This window comes from Variovorax paradoxus, from assembly GCF_902712855.1.
GTDB classification, from domain to species: Bacteria; Pseudomonadota; Gammaproteobacteria; order Burkholderiales; family Burkholderiaceae_C; genus Variovorax; species Variovorax paradoxus_Q.
Window position 1 is genome coordinate 2,258,710 of record NZ_LR743507.1, and the last position, 17,540, is coordinate 2,276,249.

General features: G+C 67.9%; 18 protein-coding genes. 7 read left to right on the forward strand and 11 right to left on the reverse strand.

The features are described from left to right. The first annotated feature begins 15 nt into the window (after positions 1-15). From rnc to nagZ, 6 genes are all read left to right on the forward strand, one after another. Positions 16-702 (forward strand): ribonuclease III, encoded by a 687-nt coding sequence (gene rnc, locus AACL56_RS10130; RefSeq protein WP_339089716.1) that lies wholly within the window; start codon positions 16-18, stop codon positions 700-702. A 7-nt stretch (positions 703-709) separates the two neighbouring features. Next, on the forward strand, positions 710-1,690 hold the full coding sequence (gene era / locus AACL56_RS10135; RefSeq protein ID WP_339089717.1) for a GTPase Era: 981 nt from the start codon (positions 710-712) through the stop codon (positions 1,688-1,690). 132 nt (positions 1,691-1,822) lie between these two features. Then, the gene (recO, locus tag AACL56_RS10140; protein ID WP_339089718.1) at positions 1,823-2,593 is read left to right on the forward strand and encodes a DNA repair protein RecO; all 771 of its coding nucleotides are present in this window, start codon (positions 1,823-1,825) and stop codon (positions 2,591-2,593) included. Further along, positions 2,590-3,333 carry a pyridoxine 5'-phosphate synthase gene (locus AACL56_RS10145; RefSeq protein ID WP_339089719.1) on the forward strand — a complete coding sequence of 248 codons (744 nt, stop codon included), beginning with the start codon at positions 2,590-2,592 and terminating at the stop codon, positions 3,331-3,333. The genes recO and AACL56_RS10145 overlap by 4 nt, the downstream gene beginning before the upstream one ends. A gap of 13 nt (positions 3,334-3,346) precedes the next feature. Continuing rightward, positions 3,347-3,739 carry a holo-ACP synthase gene (acpS, locus tag AACL56_RS10150; protein WP_339089720.1) on the forward strand — a complete coding sequence of 131 codons (393 nt, stop codon included), beginning with the start codon at positions 3,347-3,349 and terminating at the stop codon, positions 3,737-3,739. Further along, the gene (nagZ, locus tag AACL56_RS10155) at positions 3,736-4,833 is read left to right on the forward strand and encodes a beta-N-acetylhexosaminidase (RefSeq protein WP_339089721.1); all 1,098 of its coding nucleotides are present in this window, start codon (positions 3,736-3,738) and stop codon (positions 4,831-4,833) included. Before acpS ends, nagZ begins: the two co-directional genes overlap by 4 nt. Positions 4,834-4,980: 147 nt before the next feature. Here the strand turns inward: nagZ and AACL56_RS10160 are convergent, their stop codons facing one another. The 5 genes from AACL56_RS10160 to AACL56_RS10180 all read right to left on the reverse strand — a co-directional run bounded on the left by AACL56_RS10160 (position 4,981) and on the right by AACL56_RS10180 (position 9,261). Further along, positions 4,981-5,517, reverse strand: a complete 537-nt coding sequence (locus AACL56_RS10160; RefSeq protein WP_339089722.1) for a M48 family metallopeptidase — start codon at positions 5,515-5,517, stop codon at positions 4,981-4,983. After that, on the reverse strand, positions 5,514-6,791 hold the full coding sequence (locus tag AACL56_RS10165; protein WP_425337004.1) for an Hsp70 family protein: 1,278 nt from the start codon (positions 6,789-6,791) through the stop codon (positions 5,514-5,516). Before AACL56_RS10165 ends, AACL56_RS10160 begins: the two co-directional genes overlap by 4 nt. After that, positions 6,788-8,353 carry a lysine--tRNA ligase gene (gene lysS / locus AACL56_RS10170; protein WP_339089724.1) on the reverse strand — a complete coding sequence of 522 codons (1,566 nt, stop codon included), beginning with the start codon at positions 8,351-8,353 and terminating at the stop codon, positions 6,788-6,790. Before lysS ends, AACL56_RS10165 begins: the two co-directional genes overlap by 4 nt. Before the next feature lie 124 nt (positions 8,354-8,477). After that, entirely contained in the window at positions 8,478-9,101 is a 624-nt protein-coding gene (locus AACL56_RS10175) for an LON peptidase substrate-binding domain-containing protein (protein ID WP_339089725.1), read from the reverse strand. 28 nt (positions 9,102-9,129) lie between these two features. Next, positions 9,130-9,261: a hypothetical protein gene (locus AACL56_RS10180; RefSeq protein ID WP_339089726.1), complete on the reverse strand. Its 132-nt coding sequence runs from the start codon at positions 9,259-9,261 to the stop codon at positions 9,130-9,132. A gap of 89 nt (positions 9,262-9,350) precedes the next feature. On the opposite strand from AACL56_RS10180, the gene AACL56_RS10185 reads away from it, so the two are divergent. Further along, positions 9,351-9,911 (forward strand): YggT family protein, encoded by a 561-nt coding sequence (locus AACL56_RS10185; RefSeq protein WP_339089727.1) that lies wholly within the window; start codon positions 9,351-9,353, stop codon positions 9,909-9,911. Positions 9,912-9,992: 81 nt separating this feature from the next. Here the strand turns inward: AACL56_RS10185 and accD are convergent, their stop codons facing one another. From accD to AACL56_RS10215, 6 genes are all read right to left on the reverse strand, one after another. Next, positions 9,993-10,865, reverse strand: a complete 873-nt coding sequence (gene accD, locus AACL56_RS10190; protein WP_339089728.1) for an acetyl-CoA carboxylase, carboxyltransferase subunit beta — start codon at positions 10,863-10,865, stop codon at positions 9,993-9,995. A gap of 62 nt (positions 10,866-10,927) precedes the next feature. Next, positions 10,928-11,773, reverse strand: coding sequence for a tryptophan synthase subunit alpha (gene trpA, locus AACL56_RS10195; protein WP_339089729.1), 846 nt, complete (start codon positions 11,771-11,773; stop codon positions 10,928-10,930). Beyond that, positions 11,773-13,050, reverse strand: a complete 1,278-nt coding sequence (trpB, locus tag AACL56_RS10200; RefSeq protein WP_339089730.1) for a tryptophan synthase subunit beta — start codon at positions 13,048-13,050, stop codon at positions 11,773-11,775. The genes trpA and trpB overlap by 1 nt, the downstream gene beginning before the upstream one ends. A gap of 47 nt (positions 13,051-13,097) precedes the next feature. Next, positions 13,098-13,799 (reverse strand): phosphoribosylanthranilate isomerase, encoded by a 702-nt coding sequence (locus tag AACL56_RS10205; RefSeq protein WP_339089731.1) that lies wholly within the window; start codon positions 13,797-13,799, stop codon positions 13,098-13,100. After that, complete coding sequence (gene truA / locus AACL56_RS10210; RefSeq protein WP_339089732.1) at positions 13,796-14,608, reverse strand: tRNA pseudouridine(38-40) synthase TruA; 813 nt, start codon at positions 14,606-14,608, stop codon at positions 13,796-13,798. Before truA ends, AACL56_RS10205 begins: the two co-directional genes overlap by 4 nt. A gap of 41 nt (positions 14,609-14,649) precedes the next feature. Further along, positions 14,650-17,484, reverse strand: a complete 2,835-nt coding sequence (locus AACL56_RS10215; protein ID WP_339089733.1) for a FimV/HubP family polar landmark protein — start codon at positions 17,482-17,484, stop codon at positions 14,650-14,652. Positions 17,485-17,540 lie beyond the last annotated feature (56 nt).

The window sequence follows — 17,540 nt, forward strand, 5'->3', positions numbered from 1 at the left end:
GCGGCGCTTAAAAAGGTGGACGGCAGCCTCGTCGCGCTGCAGGCGCGTCTCCAGCACACCTTCTCCGACCCGCGGCTGCTCCAGCTCGCGCTCACTCACCGCAGCTTCTCAGCCGACCACAACGAACGCCTCGAATTCCTGGGCGACTCGGTGCTGAACCTGGCGGTCTCGCACCTGCTGTACCTGCGGCTGTCGGCTTTGCCCGAAGGCGACCTCTCGCGCGTGCGGGCCAACCTCGTCAAGCAGGACACGCTGCACCGCCTGGCGGTGGGACTGGCCTTGTCGCCGCTGCTGAAGCTCGGCGAGGGCGAGGCGCGCTCGGGCGGGCCGAACCGGCCGTCGATCCTGGCCGACGCGCTCGAGGCGCTGATCGGCGCGGTGTACCTGGACGCCGGCTTCGCCGCTGCACAGGCGCTGGTGCACAGGCTCTACGAGTCGGTCGAGATCAACCCGCGCATGGAAGCCGCGGCCAAGGACCCGAAGACCGAATTGCAGGAATGGTTGCAGGGTCACAAAATGAAGCTGCCGGTGTACCGCGTGGCCGCCACACTGGGTGCTGCGCACAAGCAGACTTTCGATGTCGAGTGCGAGGTGCCCGAACTGGGGTTTCGCGAACGCGGCATCGGCGGCTCGCGCCGCGCCGGCGAGCAGGCGGCGGCCGCCGCCATGTTGATCCGGCTCAAGGCACGCGGCGCCGCGTGAAATCACAATGAACGATGCTATCAATCCCGTAGCGGGACCCGAAGACGCCGCAGGCGGTCCGGCCGCCACCGGCCCCCGACACTGCGGCCTCATCGCCATCGTCGGCAAGCCGAATGTCGGCAAGTCGACGCTGCTCAATGCCCTGGTCGGGCAGAAGATCAGCATCACCTCGCGCAAGGCGCAGACCACGCGGCACCGCATTACCGGCATGCGCACGCTGGGCACGCCGGAGGGCGGCGGAACGCAGTTCGTGTTTGTCGATACGCCGGGTTTCCAGACCCTGCATGCCAACGCGCTGAACAAGTCGCTCAACAAGACAGTGCAGGGCGCGGTCGGCGACGTCGACCTGATCCTGTTCGTGGTCGAGGCCGGCAGCTTCACGCAAGCCGACGAGCGCGTGCTCAAGCTGCTCGGCAAGGGCATCCCGACGGTGCTGCTGGCCAACAAGCTGGACAACGTGCACCGCCGCGGCGACATCGCGCCCTGGCTGCAGGACATGCAGAAGAAGCACGAGTTCGCCGAGTTCGTGCCGATGTCGGCCAAGAACCCGAAGGATGTCGAGCGCCTCTTCGGCATCTGCGAAAAGTACCTGCCCGAGCAACCCTGGTTCTACGACGAGGACGAGCTCACCGACCGCAGCGAGAAGTTCCTTGCCGGCGAGCTGGTGCGCGAGAAGCTCTTCCGCCTCACCGGTGACGAGCTGCCCTACACCTCGACCGTCGTCATCGACAAGTTCGAGGAGGAGCCGCCGCAGAAGAAGGGCCAGAAGCGCCTGCTGCGCATCGCCGCCACCATCGTGGTCGAGCGCGACGGCCACAAGGCCATGGTGATCGGCGACAAGGGCGAGCGCATCAAGCGCATCGGCATGGAGACCCGCGTCGAACTCGAGAAGCTGGCCGACGCCAAGGTGTTCCTCGAATTGTGGGTGAAGGTTCGCTCGGGCTGGGCCGACGACGAGGCACGCGTACGCTCCTTCGGCTACGAATAACAGGCAAACCTCGAGGCTTGCCCGCTTCGCGCAGCCGCCAACCTCCTTGCAGCGGGCAACACCAGCGGCCCTGCAAAGCCGGTCCGGCAGCCTCTGCCGGTTTCAAGCCTCGATGCTCGATCGCTCACTGACATGGCCACCCACCGCGTTTCGCACGAGCCTGCTTACGTCCTCCACCGCTACGACTGGAGCGAGTCGAGCCTGATCCTCGAAGTCTTCACCCGGCACCACGGGCGCATCGCGCTCGTGGCCAAGGGCGCGAAGCGGCCGAGTTCCAATTTCCGCCCGGTGCTGCTGCCGCTGCAGCCGCTGCAGCTCAACTACGGCGGCGACGCGGAGATCCGCACCCTCAAGGGCGCCGAATGGATGGGCGGCCATGTGATGCCGACCGGCGAGGCGCTGCTGTCGGGCTACTACGTCAACGAACTGCTGCTGCGCCTGCTGGCGCGCGACGACGCGCACGAGGCCCTGTTCGACGCCTACGCCGGGGTGGTGCAGGTGCTGGCGGGCGAGCACGCGGGCGCGCAGGCGGCCACCCACGCCGCCGCGTTGCGGGCCTTCGAGCTGCTCCTGCTGCGTGCGGTGGGCCTGCTGCCGGCCCTCGACCTCCAGACGCTCACGCTGGAGCCGCTCGATGCCGACGCGCGCTACATCCTGGTGCCGGAGGCCGGCCTCCGTCATGCCGCCGACGATGAGGCCGCGCTGCCCGGCGCCGCCTGGCAGGCGCTGCAGGACGTGCTCGACGACCGCGCGCCTTTCACCGCCACGCTGCGCGAGATCGCCACCATGAGCGCCGGCAGCAACAGTGCCCTGCGCAACCAGCTGCGCGCACTGCTCAACTACCATTGCGGCGTGTCCACGCTGCGTACGCGGCAAATGATGAGAGATCTGCAAGCACTATGAGCACCGCCCTGTCCGTCAATCTCAACAAGGTCGCCCTGGTGCGCAACACGCGCCACCTGGGCATCCCGAGCGTGGTGAAGGCCGCGCAGGCCTGCCTGGCCGCCGGCGCGCAGGGCATCACCGTGCATCCGCGTCCCGACGCCCGCCACATCCGCGCGCACGACGTGAACGACCTGTCGGCGCTGCTCGCCAAGGACTGGCCGGGCGTCGAATTCAACATCGAGGGCAATCCGTTCCAGAACCTGATGGACTTCGTGCGTGCGCTGAAGCCGCACCAGGCCACGTTCGTGCCCGACAGCGAAACCCAGTCGACCAGCGACCACGGTTGGACCTTCCCCGATGACGCCGAGCGCCTGCGCCCGCTGATTGCCGAAGCCAAGGCGCTGGGCGTGCGCGTGAGCCTGTTCATGGACCCGATCCCCGAAATGATGGCCGCCGTCAAGGCGGCCGGTGCCGACCGTGTCGAGCTCTACACCGAGGGCTACGCCGCCTCCCGCGGCACGCCGGACGAACAGGCCGTGCTGGCGCGCTACGCCGAGACGGCGCGCGCCGCGCTGGATGCCGGCCTGGGCGTCAACGCAGGCCACGACCTGAGCCGCGACAACCTGAGCGCCTTCCTGCGCGCCGTGCCGGGCGTGCAGGAGGTCTCGATCGGCCACGCCTTCGTGGCCGACGCGCTGGAGCTCGGCTACGCTGCCGCCACGCGCGACTACCTGCGCTGCATCGGCGACGCGCAATGAACGCCGGCGCCGCATGATCTACGGCATTGGCACCGACATCTGCGACCTGCGCCGGATCGCGGCAACCTTCGAGCGACAGGGCGAACGCTTTGCGCGCAAGGTGCTGAGCGACGCCGAGTTCAAGGTCTGGCAGGCCCGCAGTGCGCGCTGGCCCAAGCGCGGGCTGAGCTACCTCGCCACCCGCTTCTCTGCCAAGGAGGCTTTCAGCAAGGCCATCGGCATGGGCATGCGCATGCCGATGAGCTGGCGCCTGTGCGAGATCGCCAACCTGCGCAGCGGCAAGCCCGTCATCGTGCTGCACGGCGAGCTCAAGGAGTGGTTCGAGGCGCAGGGCCTCACGGCCCATGTGACCGTGACCGACGAAACCGAATACGCCGCGAGCTTCGTGGTGGTGGAGAAACCATGACCGCCGGGCCTGCCGCTCGCCCCCATGCGCCGCTGATCATCGATGTCGCGGCCACCGAACTGAACGATGCAGACCGCCGACGCCTCGCCGACCCGCTGGTCGGCGGCGTGATCCATTTCGCCCGCAACTGGCGCGACCGCGCGCAGATGAGCGCGCTCAACGCCGAGATCAAGGCCATCCGGCCCGACCTGCTGATCTGCGTCGACCACGAGGGCGGCAGGGTACAGCGCTTCCGCACCGATGGTTTCACCCATCTCCCGTCGATGCGCTCGCTCGGCGAACTTTGGATGACCGACGCCTTGCGCGCCACCCAGGCGGCCACGGCTGCCGGCCAGGTGCTGGCGGGTGAGCTGCGCGCTTGCGGCGTCGATTTCAGCTTTGCACCGGTGCTCGACCTCGATTTCGGCGGCAGCAGCGTCATCGGCAGCCGCAGCTTCCACCGCGACCCGCGCGTGGTGGCGCTGCTGGCCAAGAGCGTCATGCACGGCATGCTCCAGATGGGCATGCGCAACTGCGGCAAGCACTTTCCCGGACACGGCTTCGTGCACGCCGATTCGCACGTCGAGATCCCGGTCGACAAACGCAGCCTCAAGACCATCCTGGGCGACGACGCCCGGCCGTACGACTGGCTCGAGGGCGCGCTCACCGCGGTGATGCCGGCGCACGTGATCTATCCGAAGGTCGACAAACGGCCGGCGGGTTTTTCCTCGAAGTGGCTGCAGGAGGTGTTGCGCCGGCAGCTCGGCTTTGACGGCGTGATCTTCAGCGACGACCTCAGCATGGAGGCCGGCCGCCACATCGACGGGCAGCTGCTGAGCTTCACCGACGCGGCATTGGCCGCGCTCGATGCCGGTTGCGACCTGGCGCTGCTGTGCAACCAGAGCATCGGCGACGGCGCTCCGCTCGACGAGCTGCTCGACGGCTTCGCGCACGCGGCCCGCACGCAACGGTGGCAACCCGCGCCACGCAGCGAAGCGCGGCGCCGGAACCTGCTGCCGGACACCGCCGCGCCCGCTTCCTGGGCTGCGCTGGTCGACGCCGCGGCGTATCGCAGCGCGCGTCGCGTGTTGGCCAGGGCGGGTCTCTCGGACTGAGTTCTGCCCCTGTGCTTCGGCTCCTCGGCGTCGCTGGGCTTGCTCCACGCCTGGGCACCGAGTCCGCTGCAGGTCGAGTCTACGCACATCCCGCATCCGGGGTTGCGAAGCAGGCTCTTGGAACGGAGGAGCCTGCAAGTCCGAGGGTCAGCCGCCGGCTGGTGCAGAGGCCTTCGCCATGCCGGTCCAGAGGCGCTGTCCGCCCGCATTCAGGTGCTCCAGGTACAGGCGGAGGTCGAACTCGAGGCGGTGATAGTCCGGCTCCATGTGCATGCACAGGGCGTAGAACGCCTTGTCGTGCTCGCGCTCCTTCATGTGCGCCAGTTCGTGCACGACGATCATCCGCAGCAGGTCCAGAGGCACGTCCTTGAACAGGCTCGCCACCCGGATTTCGCGCTTGGCCTTGAGCTTGCCGCCCTGCACGCGCGACACCGTGGTGTGCGTTCCCAGCGCGTTGCGGATCACGTGCAGCTTGTTGTCGAACATCACCTTGGACAGCGGCTCGGCCTTGCGCATGAACTCGCTCTTGAGTTCGCTCACGTACTCGTAGAGCGCCCGGTCGGTCTGCACGCCGTGCACGCCATCGGGATAGCGCTGGCCGAGCAGGGCGGCCAGCTTGTCCTCGGCCATCAGCTGGCGGACCTGATCCAGCAGGGTTGCCGGGTAGCCCGCCAGGTACTTCATGTGCGGCGGTCCGTGCGTGCCGCGCAGGCCAGCCCGGTGGCCACGCCGCCGAACAGGTCGCCTTCGACCAAATTCACGCCCGCGAAGCTCTTGCGCAGTGCGTGCTGGAACGGCCGCAGCGCGGACGAGCCGCCCGTGAGGTAGATCGCATCGAGGTCGCCGCTTCGCAGGCCGGCACGCTTGACGCAGGCATGCGCGCAGGCGATGACGTTCTCGAGCGGGCTTGCCAGCTGCTGCGCCATGTCGGCCGGCGTGAGCGAGGCCGCCAGGCCGCGTTCGGCGCAGCCGAGGTCGATGGCAGTCTCTGCATCGCTGACCGACGCCTGGATCTTGGCCGCTTCGACGGCGCTTGCGATGCGGTGGCCGTGACGCTCCTCGAGCACCGTCATCAGCCGGTCGTGCAGTCGCGTGTCGCTGTAGCTGGTGCGCAGGTCCTTCGCCTGGCGCACCGCCTTGGCGGCGTAGAGCCAATTGATCAGGTGCCAGGACGACAGCTCGAAGAACACCTTGCTCGGCACTTCGCGCCCCTGCGGGCCGTGGTGGCGGAAGCCGAACTGCGGCATCACGCGCTCGAGGTTCAGGCGCTGGTCGAAGTCGGTGCCGCCGATGTGCACGCCGCTGGTGGCCAGCACGTCGTCGTTGCGGTCCTCGCGCTTCGCGCGCTCGGGGCCGACGCGCACCACGGTGAAGTCGGAGGTGCCGCCACCGATGTCGACGATGAGCACGACCGATTCCCTGGTGATGCGCTGCTCGTAGTCGAAGGCCGCGGCAATCGGCTCGAGCTGGAATGCGACCTCGCGAAAGCCCGCCGCACGCGCCGCGACGCGCAGGCTTTCCTCGGCACGCTCGTCGCGCTTGGTGTCGTCGTCGACGAAATGCACGGGTCGCCCGATCACCACGCGCTCGGGCAACCGGCCGAGCTCACGGCTGGCACGCACGGCCAGTTCGCGCAGGAAGCGCGCGATGATGTCCTCGAAGCTCACGAGGCCGTCGTAGATGGCGGTCTTTTCCTGCATCAGCGCGCTGCCGAGCAGGCTCTTCAGCGAACGCATCAGGCGCCCTTCGGTGCCCGAGAGGTACTGGCCGATGGCATCGCGTCCGAAATGGGTCGTGCGGTCTTCGGCGTTGAAGAAGATCGCCGTAGGCAGGGTGGTGGCCGCGCCTTCGATGGGCAGAAGGCGGGCCTCGCCGTCGACCCGGCAGGCCACGGCGGAGTTGGAGGTGCCGAAGTCGATGCCGATCGTCGGCAGCGACGACGGTGACGACACGCTCAAGATTCCCTGCGCAGTGCCGGGAACAGGATCACGTCGCGGATGCTCGGCGAGTCCGTCAGCAGCATCATCAGACGGTCGATGCCGATGCCGCAGCCGCCGGTGGGCGGCATGCCGTATTCGAGCGCGCGCACGAAGTCGTGGTCGTAGAACATGGCTTCGTCGTCGCCGCTGTCCTTGGCGGCGACCTGCGCGTTGAAGCGCGCGGCCTGGTCCTCTGCGTCGTTCAGCTCGCTGAAGCCGTTGCCGAATTCGCGCCCGGTGATGTAGAGCTCGAAGCGCTCGGTGACCTCGGGACGCTCGTCGTTGGCACGCGCCAGCGGCGAGATCTCGGTCGGGTGTTCCATGATGAAAGTCGGCTGCCAGAGCTTCTCTTCGACGGTTTCCTCGAAGTACATCACCTGCAGGCTCGCGAGGCTGCGCTGCGAGAGCTTGTCCTTCTCTTCGCTCAGGCCGAGCTTGCGCAGGGCGGCGATGAGCCAGGCGGTGTCGTCGACACCGTCGCCCGCGTCGGTGTGCTTGAGGATCGCTTCGCGGATCGTCAGGCGCTCGAAGGGCTGCGTCAGGTCGACGGGCTTGCCGCCGTAGGTGAGTTGCTGCGAACCCACGGCCTTGTCGGCGATGGTGCGGATCAGCGTCTCGGTGAAGTCCATCAGGTCGCGGTAGTTCCAGTAGGCCGCGTAGAACTCCATCATCGTGAACTCGGGGTTGTGCCGCACCGAGATGCCTTCGTTGCGGTAGCTCCGGTTGATCTCGAACACGCGCTCGAAGCCGCCGACGATCAGGCGCTTGAGGTACAGCTCGGGCGCGATGCGCAGGAACATCTCCTGGTCGAGCGCGTTGTGATGCGTCTTGAACGGCTTGGCGTTGGCGCCGCCCGGAATGGGGTGCAGCATCGGCGTCTCGACCTCGAGGAAGCCGTTGGCCACCATGAATTCGCGCAGCGCGCTCACGGCCTTGCTGCGCGCGGTGAAGCGCACGCGCGCCGATTCGTCGGTGATCAGGTCGACATAGCGCTGGCGGTACTTCTGTTCCTGGTCGGCCATGCCGTAGAAGTCGCCGGGCAACGGGCGCAGGCTCTTCGTGAGCAGGCGCAGCTTCGTCACCTTGATCGACAGCTCGCCGGTCTTGGTCTTCATCAGCGTGCCTTCCGCACCAAGGATGTCGCCAAGGTCCCAGCGCTTGAATTCGGCGTACGCGTCTTCGCCGACCGCGTCGCGCGTCACGTAGAGCTGGATGCGGCTGGTGGCGTCCTGCAAGGTCGCGAAGCTGGCTTTGCCCATCACCCGCTTGAGCATCATCCGCCCGGCCACGCTCACGGCGACGGCTTGCGCCTCGAGCGCCTCGGCCTCGGTGGCGCCGTGTGCCTCGGTCAGTGCCGCTGCACGGTGGCCGGGCTTGAAGTCGTTGGGGAATGCAACGCCTTTGCCCTCGGCTTGCGCGTTGCGCAGCAGCTTGAGCTTCTCGCGGCGTTCGGCGATGAGCTTGTTGTCGTCGGCAGCGGTCGTGGTGGCAGCCGGTGCCGCAGCGGGCGTGGGGATGGGAGGAGTCAGGTGATCGGACATGGGAGGCGGGTGTTGCGCATCCGGGAGCGTGCGCGGGGCTGGCATTTTAGCCCATCGGGTCGGGAGAAAAGCAGGCCCCAGCGCCCGTCAATCCTGCGCGATGCGCTATGAATAAAGTAGCAACTTATTCAGTGATGCCCGTGCGTGCGAGCAGATCGCTGACCAGTTCGAGGCGCATCAGCGGGCTGTCGAGCTCCATCAGGCGCTGGCGCAGCTCCAGTTGCATCGGCACCAGTTCGCACCATCGGTTGGCCACCCAGCCGCAGTCGTCGAGTCGATAGGGCTCGGCGATGGGCAGGCGCACGGTCTCGCCCTGGGCACGGCGGCGCTCTTCGAGCGTGTCGATCAGGCGCTGCAGCGCGGTGGCGGTGTGTTTCAGGTCGTCGGGGATCTCGAGAGCGACGTCGTCGGCCACGGGGTCCACCTCGGCGATCCACAGTCCATGCTTCTGCAGTTCGGCACTGCGGATGCGAAAGCGCTGCGTGCCCACGCACTCGATCTGCAGCAGGCCGCTCTGCGGCGATTCGAACTCGCGGATGGAAGCCAGCGTGCCGACGGCCGCAAAGCTCTCGGCGTCGGCGCCGGCTTTGCGCACTTCGCTGCCGCTGGTGAGGCTCACGACGCCGAAGGGCAGGTCGGCCTTGCGGCACTTGCCGATCATGTCCAGGTAGCGCACCTCGAAGATGCGAAGCGGAAGCAGGCCGGCGGGATACAGAACCGTTCCGAGCGGGAAGAGTGGAATGGACACGTGAAGGGACTCGGCCGGTAGGCCGGCGTCAGTGGGAGTTGAAGATCGGGGCCAGCGAGGTCGCATGCCGGGCGCGCCGCACGCCGCGCCCGTTGGTCGTGTCGTCGTGGAAGGGGACGCCGTGGTTGCAGGCGGGCAGTGCGACGCTCGGCAAAGGCATGGTGTTTCGTAGGGCAGAGGGGATCGGGCCTGGGCGCTTGTGGGCCAGAATCGGAGCAGTCGTGCAGCCGCACCTTTCCTTCCACCGACATGTTGTACCAGATACCTTCGTTCCTTCTCGACGTGATCGTCGGTCTGCTCGGCGGCGCCTGCCTGCTGCGCCTCTACATGCAGTACCACCGCGTGCCGTTCGGCAATCCGCTCGGTCGCTTCGTGTTTGCCATCACCGACTGGATCGTGCTGCCGCTGCGCCGCATCGTGCCGTCGGTGAAGCGCTGGGACCTCGCAAGCCTGATCGCCGCCTGGCTGCTCGTGATGCTGAAGTTCCTGCTGCTGTGGCTGCTGGTCGGCAACCTCGGCCACATCGTGACCCTGCCGCTGGTGTCGCTGGTCGGTCTGATGCAGTTGGCCGTCTCGGGGCTGACCGCGCTGCTGGTGGTCTACGCGGTGCTGTCATGGATTCCGGGCGCATCGCCGATGCTGCTCGACCTGATCTCGCGCCTCGCCGATCCGCTGGTGCGCCCGTTTCGCCGCTTCATCCCGCTGATCGGCGGGGTCGACCTGTCGCCGCTGGCCGCCATCGTCGTGCTGCAGGTGATCGCGATCGTGCTGGGCAACCTGCTGGTGTTCGCCTATCAACTGACGTTCTGAGCGAACCGGGACACCTGCGAAAAAAGGGCCCGGATGCATGCATCCGGGCCCTTTTGCATGGATTGCGCCTGAGCGCTCCGGTCAGCTGACCGCGTCGGCTGGCTGGCGCAGCAGCATGGCCAGGGTGCTGGCGATCGTCTTGCGCAGTTCGCGGCGGTCGCTGATGAAGTCGATCGCGCCCTTGGTCTGCAGGAACTCGGCACGCTGGAAGCCTTCGGGCAGCGTCACGCGCACGGTCGATTCGATCACGCGCGGGCCGGCGAAGCCGATCAGCGCCTTGGGTTCCGCGATCACGACGTCGCCCACGAAGGCGAAACCGGCCGACACGCCGCCCATGGTCGGGTCGGTCAGCACGCTGATGTAGGGCAGGCCCTTCTTCGCCAGCAGCGTGAGTGCGGAATTCGTCTTGGCCATCTGCATCAGCGAAAGCAGGCCTTCCTGCATGCGCGCGCCGCCGGTGGCGGTGAAGCAGATGAACGGCACCTTCTGCTCGATGGCGGTTTCGACGCCGCGCACGAAGCGCTCGCCGACCACGCTGCCCATGCTGCCGCCCATGAATTCGAACTCGAAGCAGGCCACGACTACGCTGATGCTGTGGACCGAGCCGCCCATGACGACCAGGGCGTCCGTCTCGCCGGTGTTTTCCAGGGCTTCCTTCAGGCGCTCGGGGTACTTGCGGCTGTCCTTGAACTTCAGGGCGTCGACCGGCAGCACTTCCTGGCCGACTTCGTAGCGGCCTTCGGCGTCGAGGAACGCATCGAGCCGCGCGCGGGCGCCGATGCGGTGGTGATGGCTGCAGCTCGGGCAGACATTCTGGTTGTGTTCGAGATCGGTCTTGTAGAGCACGGTCTCGCAGGCGGGGCACTTGATCCACAGGCCCTCGGGCACCTGGCGGCGCTCCGACGGGTCGGTTTGTGCGATCTTGGCGGGTAGCAGTTTTTCAAGCCAGCTCATAGGACTCCGGATTAGCTCCCCCTGCCGCATTGCCGCAGGGGGTTGGGTGAGGGCAGCCGCGATTATCGGCCAGCCGCGTTCTTGGGGGTAGCGGCCGGCAGGGCGTCGAGCGCCTCCCGAATGCCGGCGAGGAATTCGTGCACCGCGGGCACCACCTTTTCGCGCGGCTGGTCTTCGATGAGCTGGATGATCTTCGTGCCGATCACGACCGCATCGGCCGCCGAGCCGACCGCCTGTGCGGTGCGTGCGTCGCGAATGCCGAAGCCCACGCCGACCGGGATGCTCACGTGCTGGCGGATGCGCGGGATCATCTGGCCGACCGCCTCGGTGTCGAGATGCCCGGCGCCGGTCACGCCCTTCAGCGACACGTAGTACACATAGCCGCTGGCGATGCGCGCAACCTGCGCCATGCGCTCGTCGGTGCTCGTGGGCGCCAGCAGGAAGATCAGGTCGATGTTCGCGGCCTTCAGCTCCGCGGCGAAGGCCTCGCATTCCTCGGGCGGGTAGTCGACCACCAGCAGGCCGTCGACGCCGGCCGCCGATGCGTCGCGGATGAAGGCTTTGCTGCCATGGACCAGGTCATAGCGCTCGACCGGGTTGGCGTAGCCCATCAGCACGACGGGCGTGGTCGTGTCCTTCTGGCGGAAGGCCGCCACGATGGCCAGCACCTGCTTCATGCCGATGCCGAGCGCCAGCGCGGCCTCTCCGGCCTTCTGGATCACCGGGCCGTCGGCCATCGGGTCGGAGAAGGGCACGCCGAGCTCGATCACGTCGGCCCCGGCCTCGACCATGCCGTGCATCAGCTCGGGCGTGATGTCGGCGAAGGGAAAGCCCGCGGTGACGTACGGAATGAGGGCGCGGCGGCCGTCTTCTTGCAGCGCGGCGAAGGTATTTGCAATGCGGCTCATCACTTGCCTCCCTTCACGCTCAGGCCGCGCATCGAGGGCCTGTCGTAGAAATCGACGCCCGACAGGTCGGCCACGGTGCCGATGTCCTTGTCGCCACGGCCCGAGAGATTCACCAGGATGGACTGGTCGGGGCGCATGGTCTTGGCGAGCTTCATGGCATGGGCCACGGCGTGGCTGGATTCGAGCGCCGGGATGATGCCCTCGGTGCGGCACAGGTAGTGGAAGGCTTCGAGCGCCTCGGTGTCGGTGATGCCGACGTATTCGGCGCGGCCGATGTCGGCCAGGTACGCATGCTCAGGGCCCACGCCGGGGTAGTCGAGGCCGGCACTGACGCTGTGCGTCTCGGTGATCTGGCCGTCCTCGTTCTGCAGCAGGTAGGTGCGGTTGCCGTGCAGCACGCCGGGGCTGCCGCGCAGGATGGAAGCCGAATGCTTGCCGCTGTCGAGGCCCTCGCCCGCGGCTTCCACGCCGATGAGGCGCGTGCCCGCGAACGGGATGTAGGGGTGGAAGATGCCCATGGCATTGCTGCCGCCGCCCACGCAGGCGATCACCACGTCGGGCTGCCTGCCTTCGGCTTCGCCGGTGATGCCGTCGGCCGCGAGCATGGCCGGCATCTGCTCGATGCATTCGGTGCCGATCACGCTCTGGAAGTCGCGCACCATGGTCGGGTAAGGGTGCGGGCCGGCCACGGTACCGATGATGTAGAAGGTGTTTTCCACGTTCGTGACCCAGTCGCGCATCGCCTCGTTGAGCGCGTCCTTCAGCGTCTTGCTGCCCGACTCGACCGGCACTACGGTGGCGCCGAGCAGGTTCATGCGGTAGACGTTCGGGCTCTGGCGCTTCACGTCCTGGCTGCCCATGTAGACCACGCACTCGAGGCCGTAGCGCGCGCAAATCGTCGCGGTGGCCACGCCGTGCTGGCCCGCGCCGGTCTCGGCGATGACGCGGGGCTTGCCCATGCGCCGCGCGAGCATCGCCTGACCGATCACGTTGTTGATCTTGTGGGCGCCGGTGTGGTTCAGGTCCTCGCGCTTGAGGTAGATCTGCGCGCCGCCCATCTCGCGGCTGGTGCGCGCGGCGTGGTAGATCGGCGAGGGCCGGCCGACGAAGTGCTTCAGCTCGTAGTGGAACTCGGTGAGGAAGGCCGGATCGTCCTTGAACTTCGCATACGCGTCGCGCAGTTCGTTGATCGCGTGGGTGAGCGTCTCGCTCGCGAAGGTGCCGCCGTAGTTGCCGAAGTGGCCAGTGGCGTCGGGTTGCTGGTAATTGCTTTGCATGGTTTCCGATCGATGGGCCGCAGCCCGAAAACGATCGGCTGCGGCGGCTAACTGGAGAAGGACGCGTCGGCTGCCCGGACGGCGGCGACGAATTGCCGGATCTTTCCGGCGTCCTTGAGGCCCTTGTTCCCGGGACCGTCGACTTCGACGCCCGAGCTCACATCAACGGACAGCGTCTTGCAGCGCGTCCGCAGGATGCGAATGCCATCGCTCACGTTTGCAGGTGTGAGCCCACCACTCAAGACGAGGTGAGCGTCGACGGCGGGTGGAAGAAGTGACCAATCGAATGCCTTGCCGCCACCGCCATAACCTTCGACATGGGCGTCGAGCAGGATGGCCTGGGCGTGGGAGTAATCGGACGCGTATTTTACGAGGTCGAAGCCGGTCGCGGCATCCCCCAGCGGAATCCGGGCCGCGCGCATGTAGCGGAAGCGGCCGGCCCCGGCCGATTCCTGGCACTGCGCCGGAGACTCGTCGCCATGGAATTGGGCAATGGCGCCTGCCACGCGTGTGAGGCTTGCCATGACTTTGGGAGCTTCCTCGTTCACGAACAGAAGCACGGGCGTGACGAATGGCGGCAGGCGGGCGGCCAGTTCGGCAGCGCGCTGCGGTGTCACCGAGCGGGGGCTCTTCGCGTAGAGCACGAAGCCGATGGCATCGGCACCGGCTTCGACGGCCGCATCGACATCGGCCTCACGCGTCAGGCCGCAGATCTTGATGCGGGTGCGGGGAACGAGCGGCGCGGTCATGGCGGGCCATCATACGGCGCCCCGCCAGCCTGCAGCGTGGCCTCGGCCGGCAGACCCCACTGGGCATCGTACAAGGGCCCCATGAAGTAAAGCCCGTCCGCAGAGAAGGTGGGCGCCGCCACCTTGCGGCTGCGCGCCTCGAGCACTTCGGAAATCCATTCGACGCGCTCGTCGCCTCGGCCGATGCGCACCAGGCAACCCATGAGGTTGCGGATCATGTGGTGCAGGAAGGCGTCGGCCTCGAACTCGAAATGCCAGCGGCAGCGTTCGCCGTCTCCGACGCGCGTGATCTCAATGCGGCGCAGGTTCTTGACTGGCGAGCGCGCCTGGCAGGCGGAGGCGCGGAAGGAGCTGAAATCGTGCCGGCCGATGAGCAATGCCGCCGCGGCGCGCATTGCATCGCCATCGAGCGCATGCATCGACCAGCCGACCCGGCCCGAATCGAGGCTGGGCCGGACCGGAGACTGGGACAGCACGTAGACGTAGCGGCGGGCCAGTGCGCTGGCGCGGCAATGGAACTCGTCGGGCACCGGGTGAGCCCACTGCACGGCGATGTCGTCGGGCAGGAAGCGGTTGGTGCCGCGCATCCAGGAGAAGGGCTCGCGCTCGACGGAAGTGTCGAAATGCACCACCTGCATCAGCGCGTGGACGCCCGCATCGGTTCGGCCGGCGCACAGCGTGCCGATGGGCTGCGCTGCGAACTTCGAAAGTGCCGCTTCGAGCTTGTCCTGAACCGTGCGGCCCGAGCGCTGGCTCTGCCAGCCCTCGTACGCCTGGCCGTTGTAGCGGATGCCAAGCGCCAGCCTCAAGACGCCCGCCTCACGGAGTCAGGAACAAAAGGGTCAACGGCTCAACGCAGCTCGGCGAGCAGTTGGCGAGCCTGCGACTTGAGGTCGCCGGCGCTTTCGGCTTCGACTTCCTCGACCAGCGACCGGGCGCCCTCGACATCGCCAATGGCCTGCAGTTCACGCGCGAGCGAGAGCTTGACGGCGTGCGGGCTGTCGTCACCGTTGTCGTCCGAGTTGGAGATCGGCGAGGGGCGGGTGGTTTCACCCGAGCGTGCAGAAGGCGGCGGCGTTGCCGGCAGGCCGGCCAGCGCGCTCATGTCGAACTCGATGAAGCCCGAATCGGCCGGCAGCGCGTTGCGCAGCATGGCGGGGCGGGTGTTGTCGACGTCCGCCAGCGTGCCGGGCAGGGTGTTGGGCGTCAGCGCGCCGGGTGCGGTGTCGAAATCGTTCTCGAGATCGACGGGCGTCGCAGCGTGGCCGTTCGACAGCGGTGCTGCAGGGCGCGCTGTGGTGGGCGCCGGGGCATAGGCCGACTTCGGCAGGCTGGCGCCGACCGGTGCGTGGTTCTGGACCGGTGCGGGTGCAGGTGCCGGAGCGGGCGCCGGCGGCGTGCTCAGGTCGAGATCGAAGTCCAGCGGCGCGACCGACGGTACGAAGGCCGGTGGGGGGGCGGCAACGACCGGCGCTGCTGCGGCCGGAGCAGCCGCAGGCTTGGCGGCGGAGGCCAGTGCGCCGGCGAAGGCAGCCGTCTCGGCGGCGCTCGCGTTGCCGCTGCGCGACGTGCCCGATTCGTACAGCGGGTTGCCGGGATCGAGGTCCTTGCCCATGTCGACCACGCGGTTCCAGTCCGAACCCAGGCCGCCCGTCAGCTTGTGCACTTCGGTGGCCAGGCTTTCGTAAGCGCGCACGTCGCGACGCTTGGCGTGGATTTCGAGCAGCTTCAGGTGGATGGCGGTGCGGTCCGGGTTCAGGCGCAGCGCTTCGCGCAGGATTTCCTCGGCCTGCAGGTCGCGGCCGTAGGCCAGATAAACGTCGGCTTCGGCCACGGGGTCGACATCGCCCGCATCGAGCTGGCTCGGCGAGTAAGACAGCGACGAAACGGTGGAGTCGCCGCGGTTCTTGGTGTCGACCGATTCGCCGCCGCTGGCGCCGAAGAACGAGTCCTTGGGGATGCGGCTCTCGAGGAACACGCTCTCGCTCATTTCCTCGCGACGGCGGCCCAGCACGCGGTACAGCAGGAAGCCGATCAGCAGGGCGATCAGCGCGCCGCCGGCGAGCATCAGGGGGTTGTCGAGCAGTTCCTCGAGGAAGGTGGGTTCCGGCGGGGGCGGCGGTGCCACGACCTTCTTCGGGGCGGGCTTCGGTGCTGCTGCAGGCGCGGCCACCGCGGCGCTTGCGGCGGCTGCGGGCGTTGCGGCAGCGCTGGCTTCGGTTGTGCCGGCAACCGGTGCCGACGCGGCGGCAGCAGGTGCCTCGACGGCCGCAGGTGCTGGTGCAGGTGCAGGAGCTGCGACAGGTTCGGGCGCAGCCGGCGTTGCTGCAGCGACCGGTGCGGGAGCCGCCGGAGCTGGCGTGGGTGCTGCGGCCGCGGGGCTCGCGGCAGCGGGCGTCGTGGTTGCGCTGCTGCCCGGCACCGGGACGGGGATGCCCGGCGCGGATGGGGCCGATGGCGTCGGTGCGGCGGCGGCAGGCGCCGCCGAACCGGTACCGGCCTTGAGCTTGTTCAGCTCGCTGATGTTCTTCGACAGCTCCGCGACCCGGTTGCTGCTGTCCTGCGCCTGGCGCGCCTGCGCGACCTTTTCGTCGGCGGCACGGGCGGACGCGTTGCCTTGCGAGATGGTGAGCTTGTCGGGTGCGCTGGCCGCTGCGTTGCGGTCCTCGACATTGGCCTGCAGCTTGCCCGACGCGTTGCGGCTGGCGGCGGCCACGTTCGAGGTTGGCGCGTTCTCGGCCAGGCGCTGGCGATAGCTGCCGAAATCGCGGCTCTGCGCCGTGACGGTGCGGCGCGCTTCAGCGGGCGGCACTGCGGATGCTTCGGCAGCGCTCGGGAGGTCGAGGACGGCGCCGGCGCGCATGCGGTTGACGTTGCCGCCAACGAATGCGTCGGGGTTGGCAAGGAGCAGCGCAACCAGCATCTGATCGAGCGAGACGTCGGCTGGTTTGTGGGCGCCGGCAATCTTGCTGGCGGTGTCGCCGCGCTGCACCGTCACTTGCTCGCCACCACCGCCGCTGGCGCGGGCCGGTGCTGCCGGTGCAACGGGCGTTGCTGGAGACGGCGAAGGCGCCGCAGCCCTTGCTGCGGGTGCTTCCGCGACGACAGGAGGAGGCACAGCACGTTCACGGCGCGCGCGTGCGGCCGGGGCGGCGCGCTCGGTCGGTGTTGCGATCTGGGGCGCGACCTGTGCGGCGGCCGCACTTGCAGCGGCCTGGCGCGTGGTCGGCGGATCGAGCAGCACGGTGTAGTCGCGCACGATGCGGCCCGACGATCCGTTGGCTTCGAGCAACAGGTCGATGAACGGGTCGTTCAGCGGGCGGTTGCCACTCAGGCGCACGACGTACTGGCCACCGGCGCGACGCTGCAGCGTTGCCTTGACGTCGCTGAGCGCGGAGTTGTAAGGAACGCCGGCGTTCTTGAACGCCTCGGCGGTCGCGATGTTGATCTTCAGACCTTCCGCTTCGTTGGCGGCCATTTCGGTCACGTCGATCTCGGCGCGCAGGGGCTCGCCCAGCGCCGACTGCACCTTCAGCTGACCCAGCGCGAAAGCACTGGCGTCTGTGCTGGCGATGCCCATGGCCACGGCTGCCGCCGCGCCAAGAATGGAGAGGCGCCAGCCGTTGGTCGGCAGAAGCGGGCGAGCGGCCGATGGGCTGGCCGCAGGCAACAGATGTCTTGTCATGCTGATAGGGGCGGCTCAGGCCCAGAATTTGTAAGAGGACGTTAGCATCATCACTG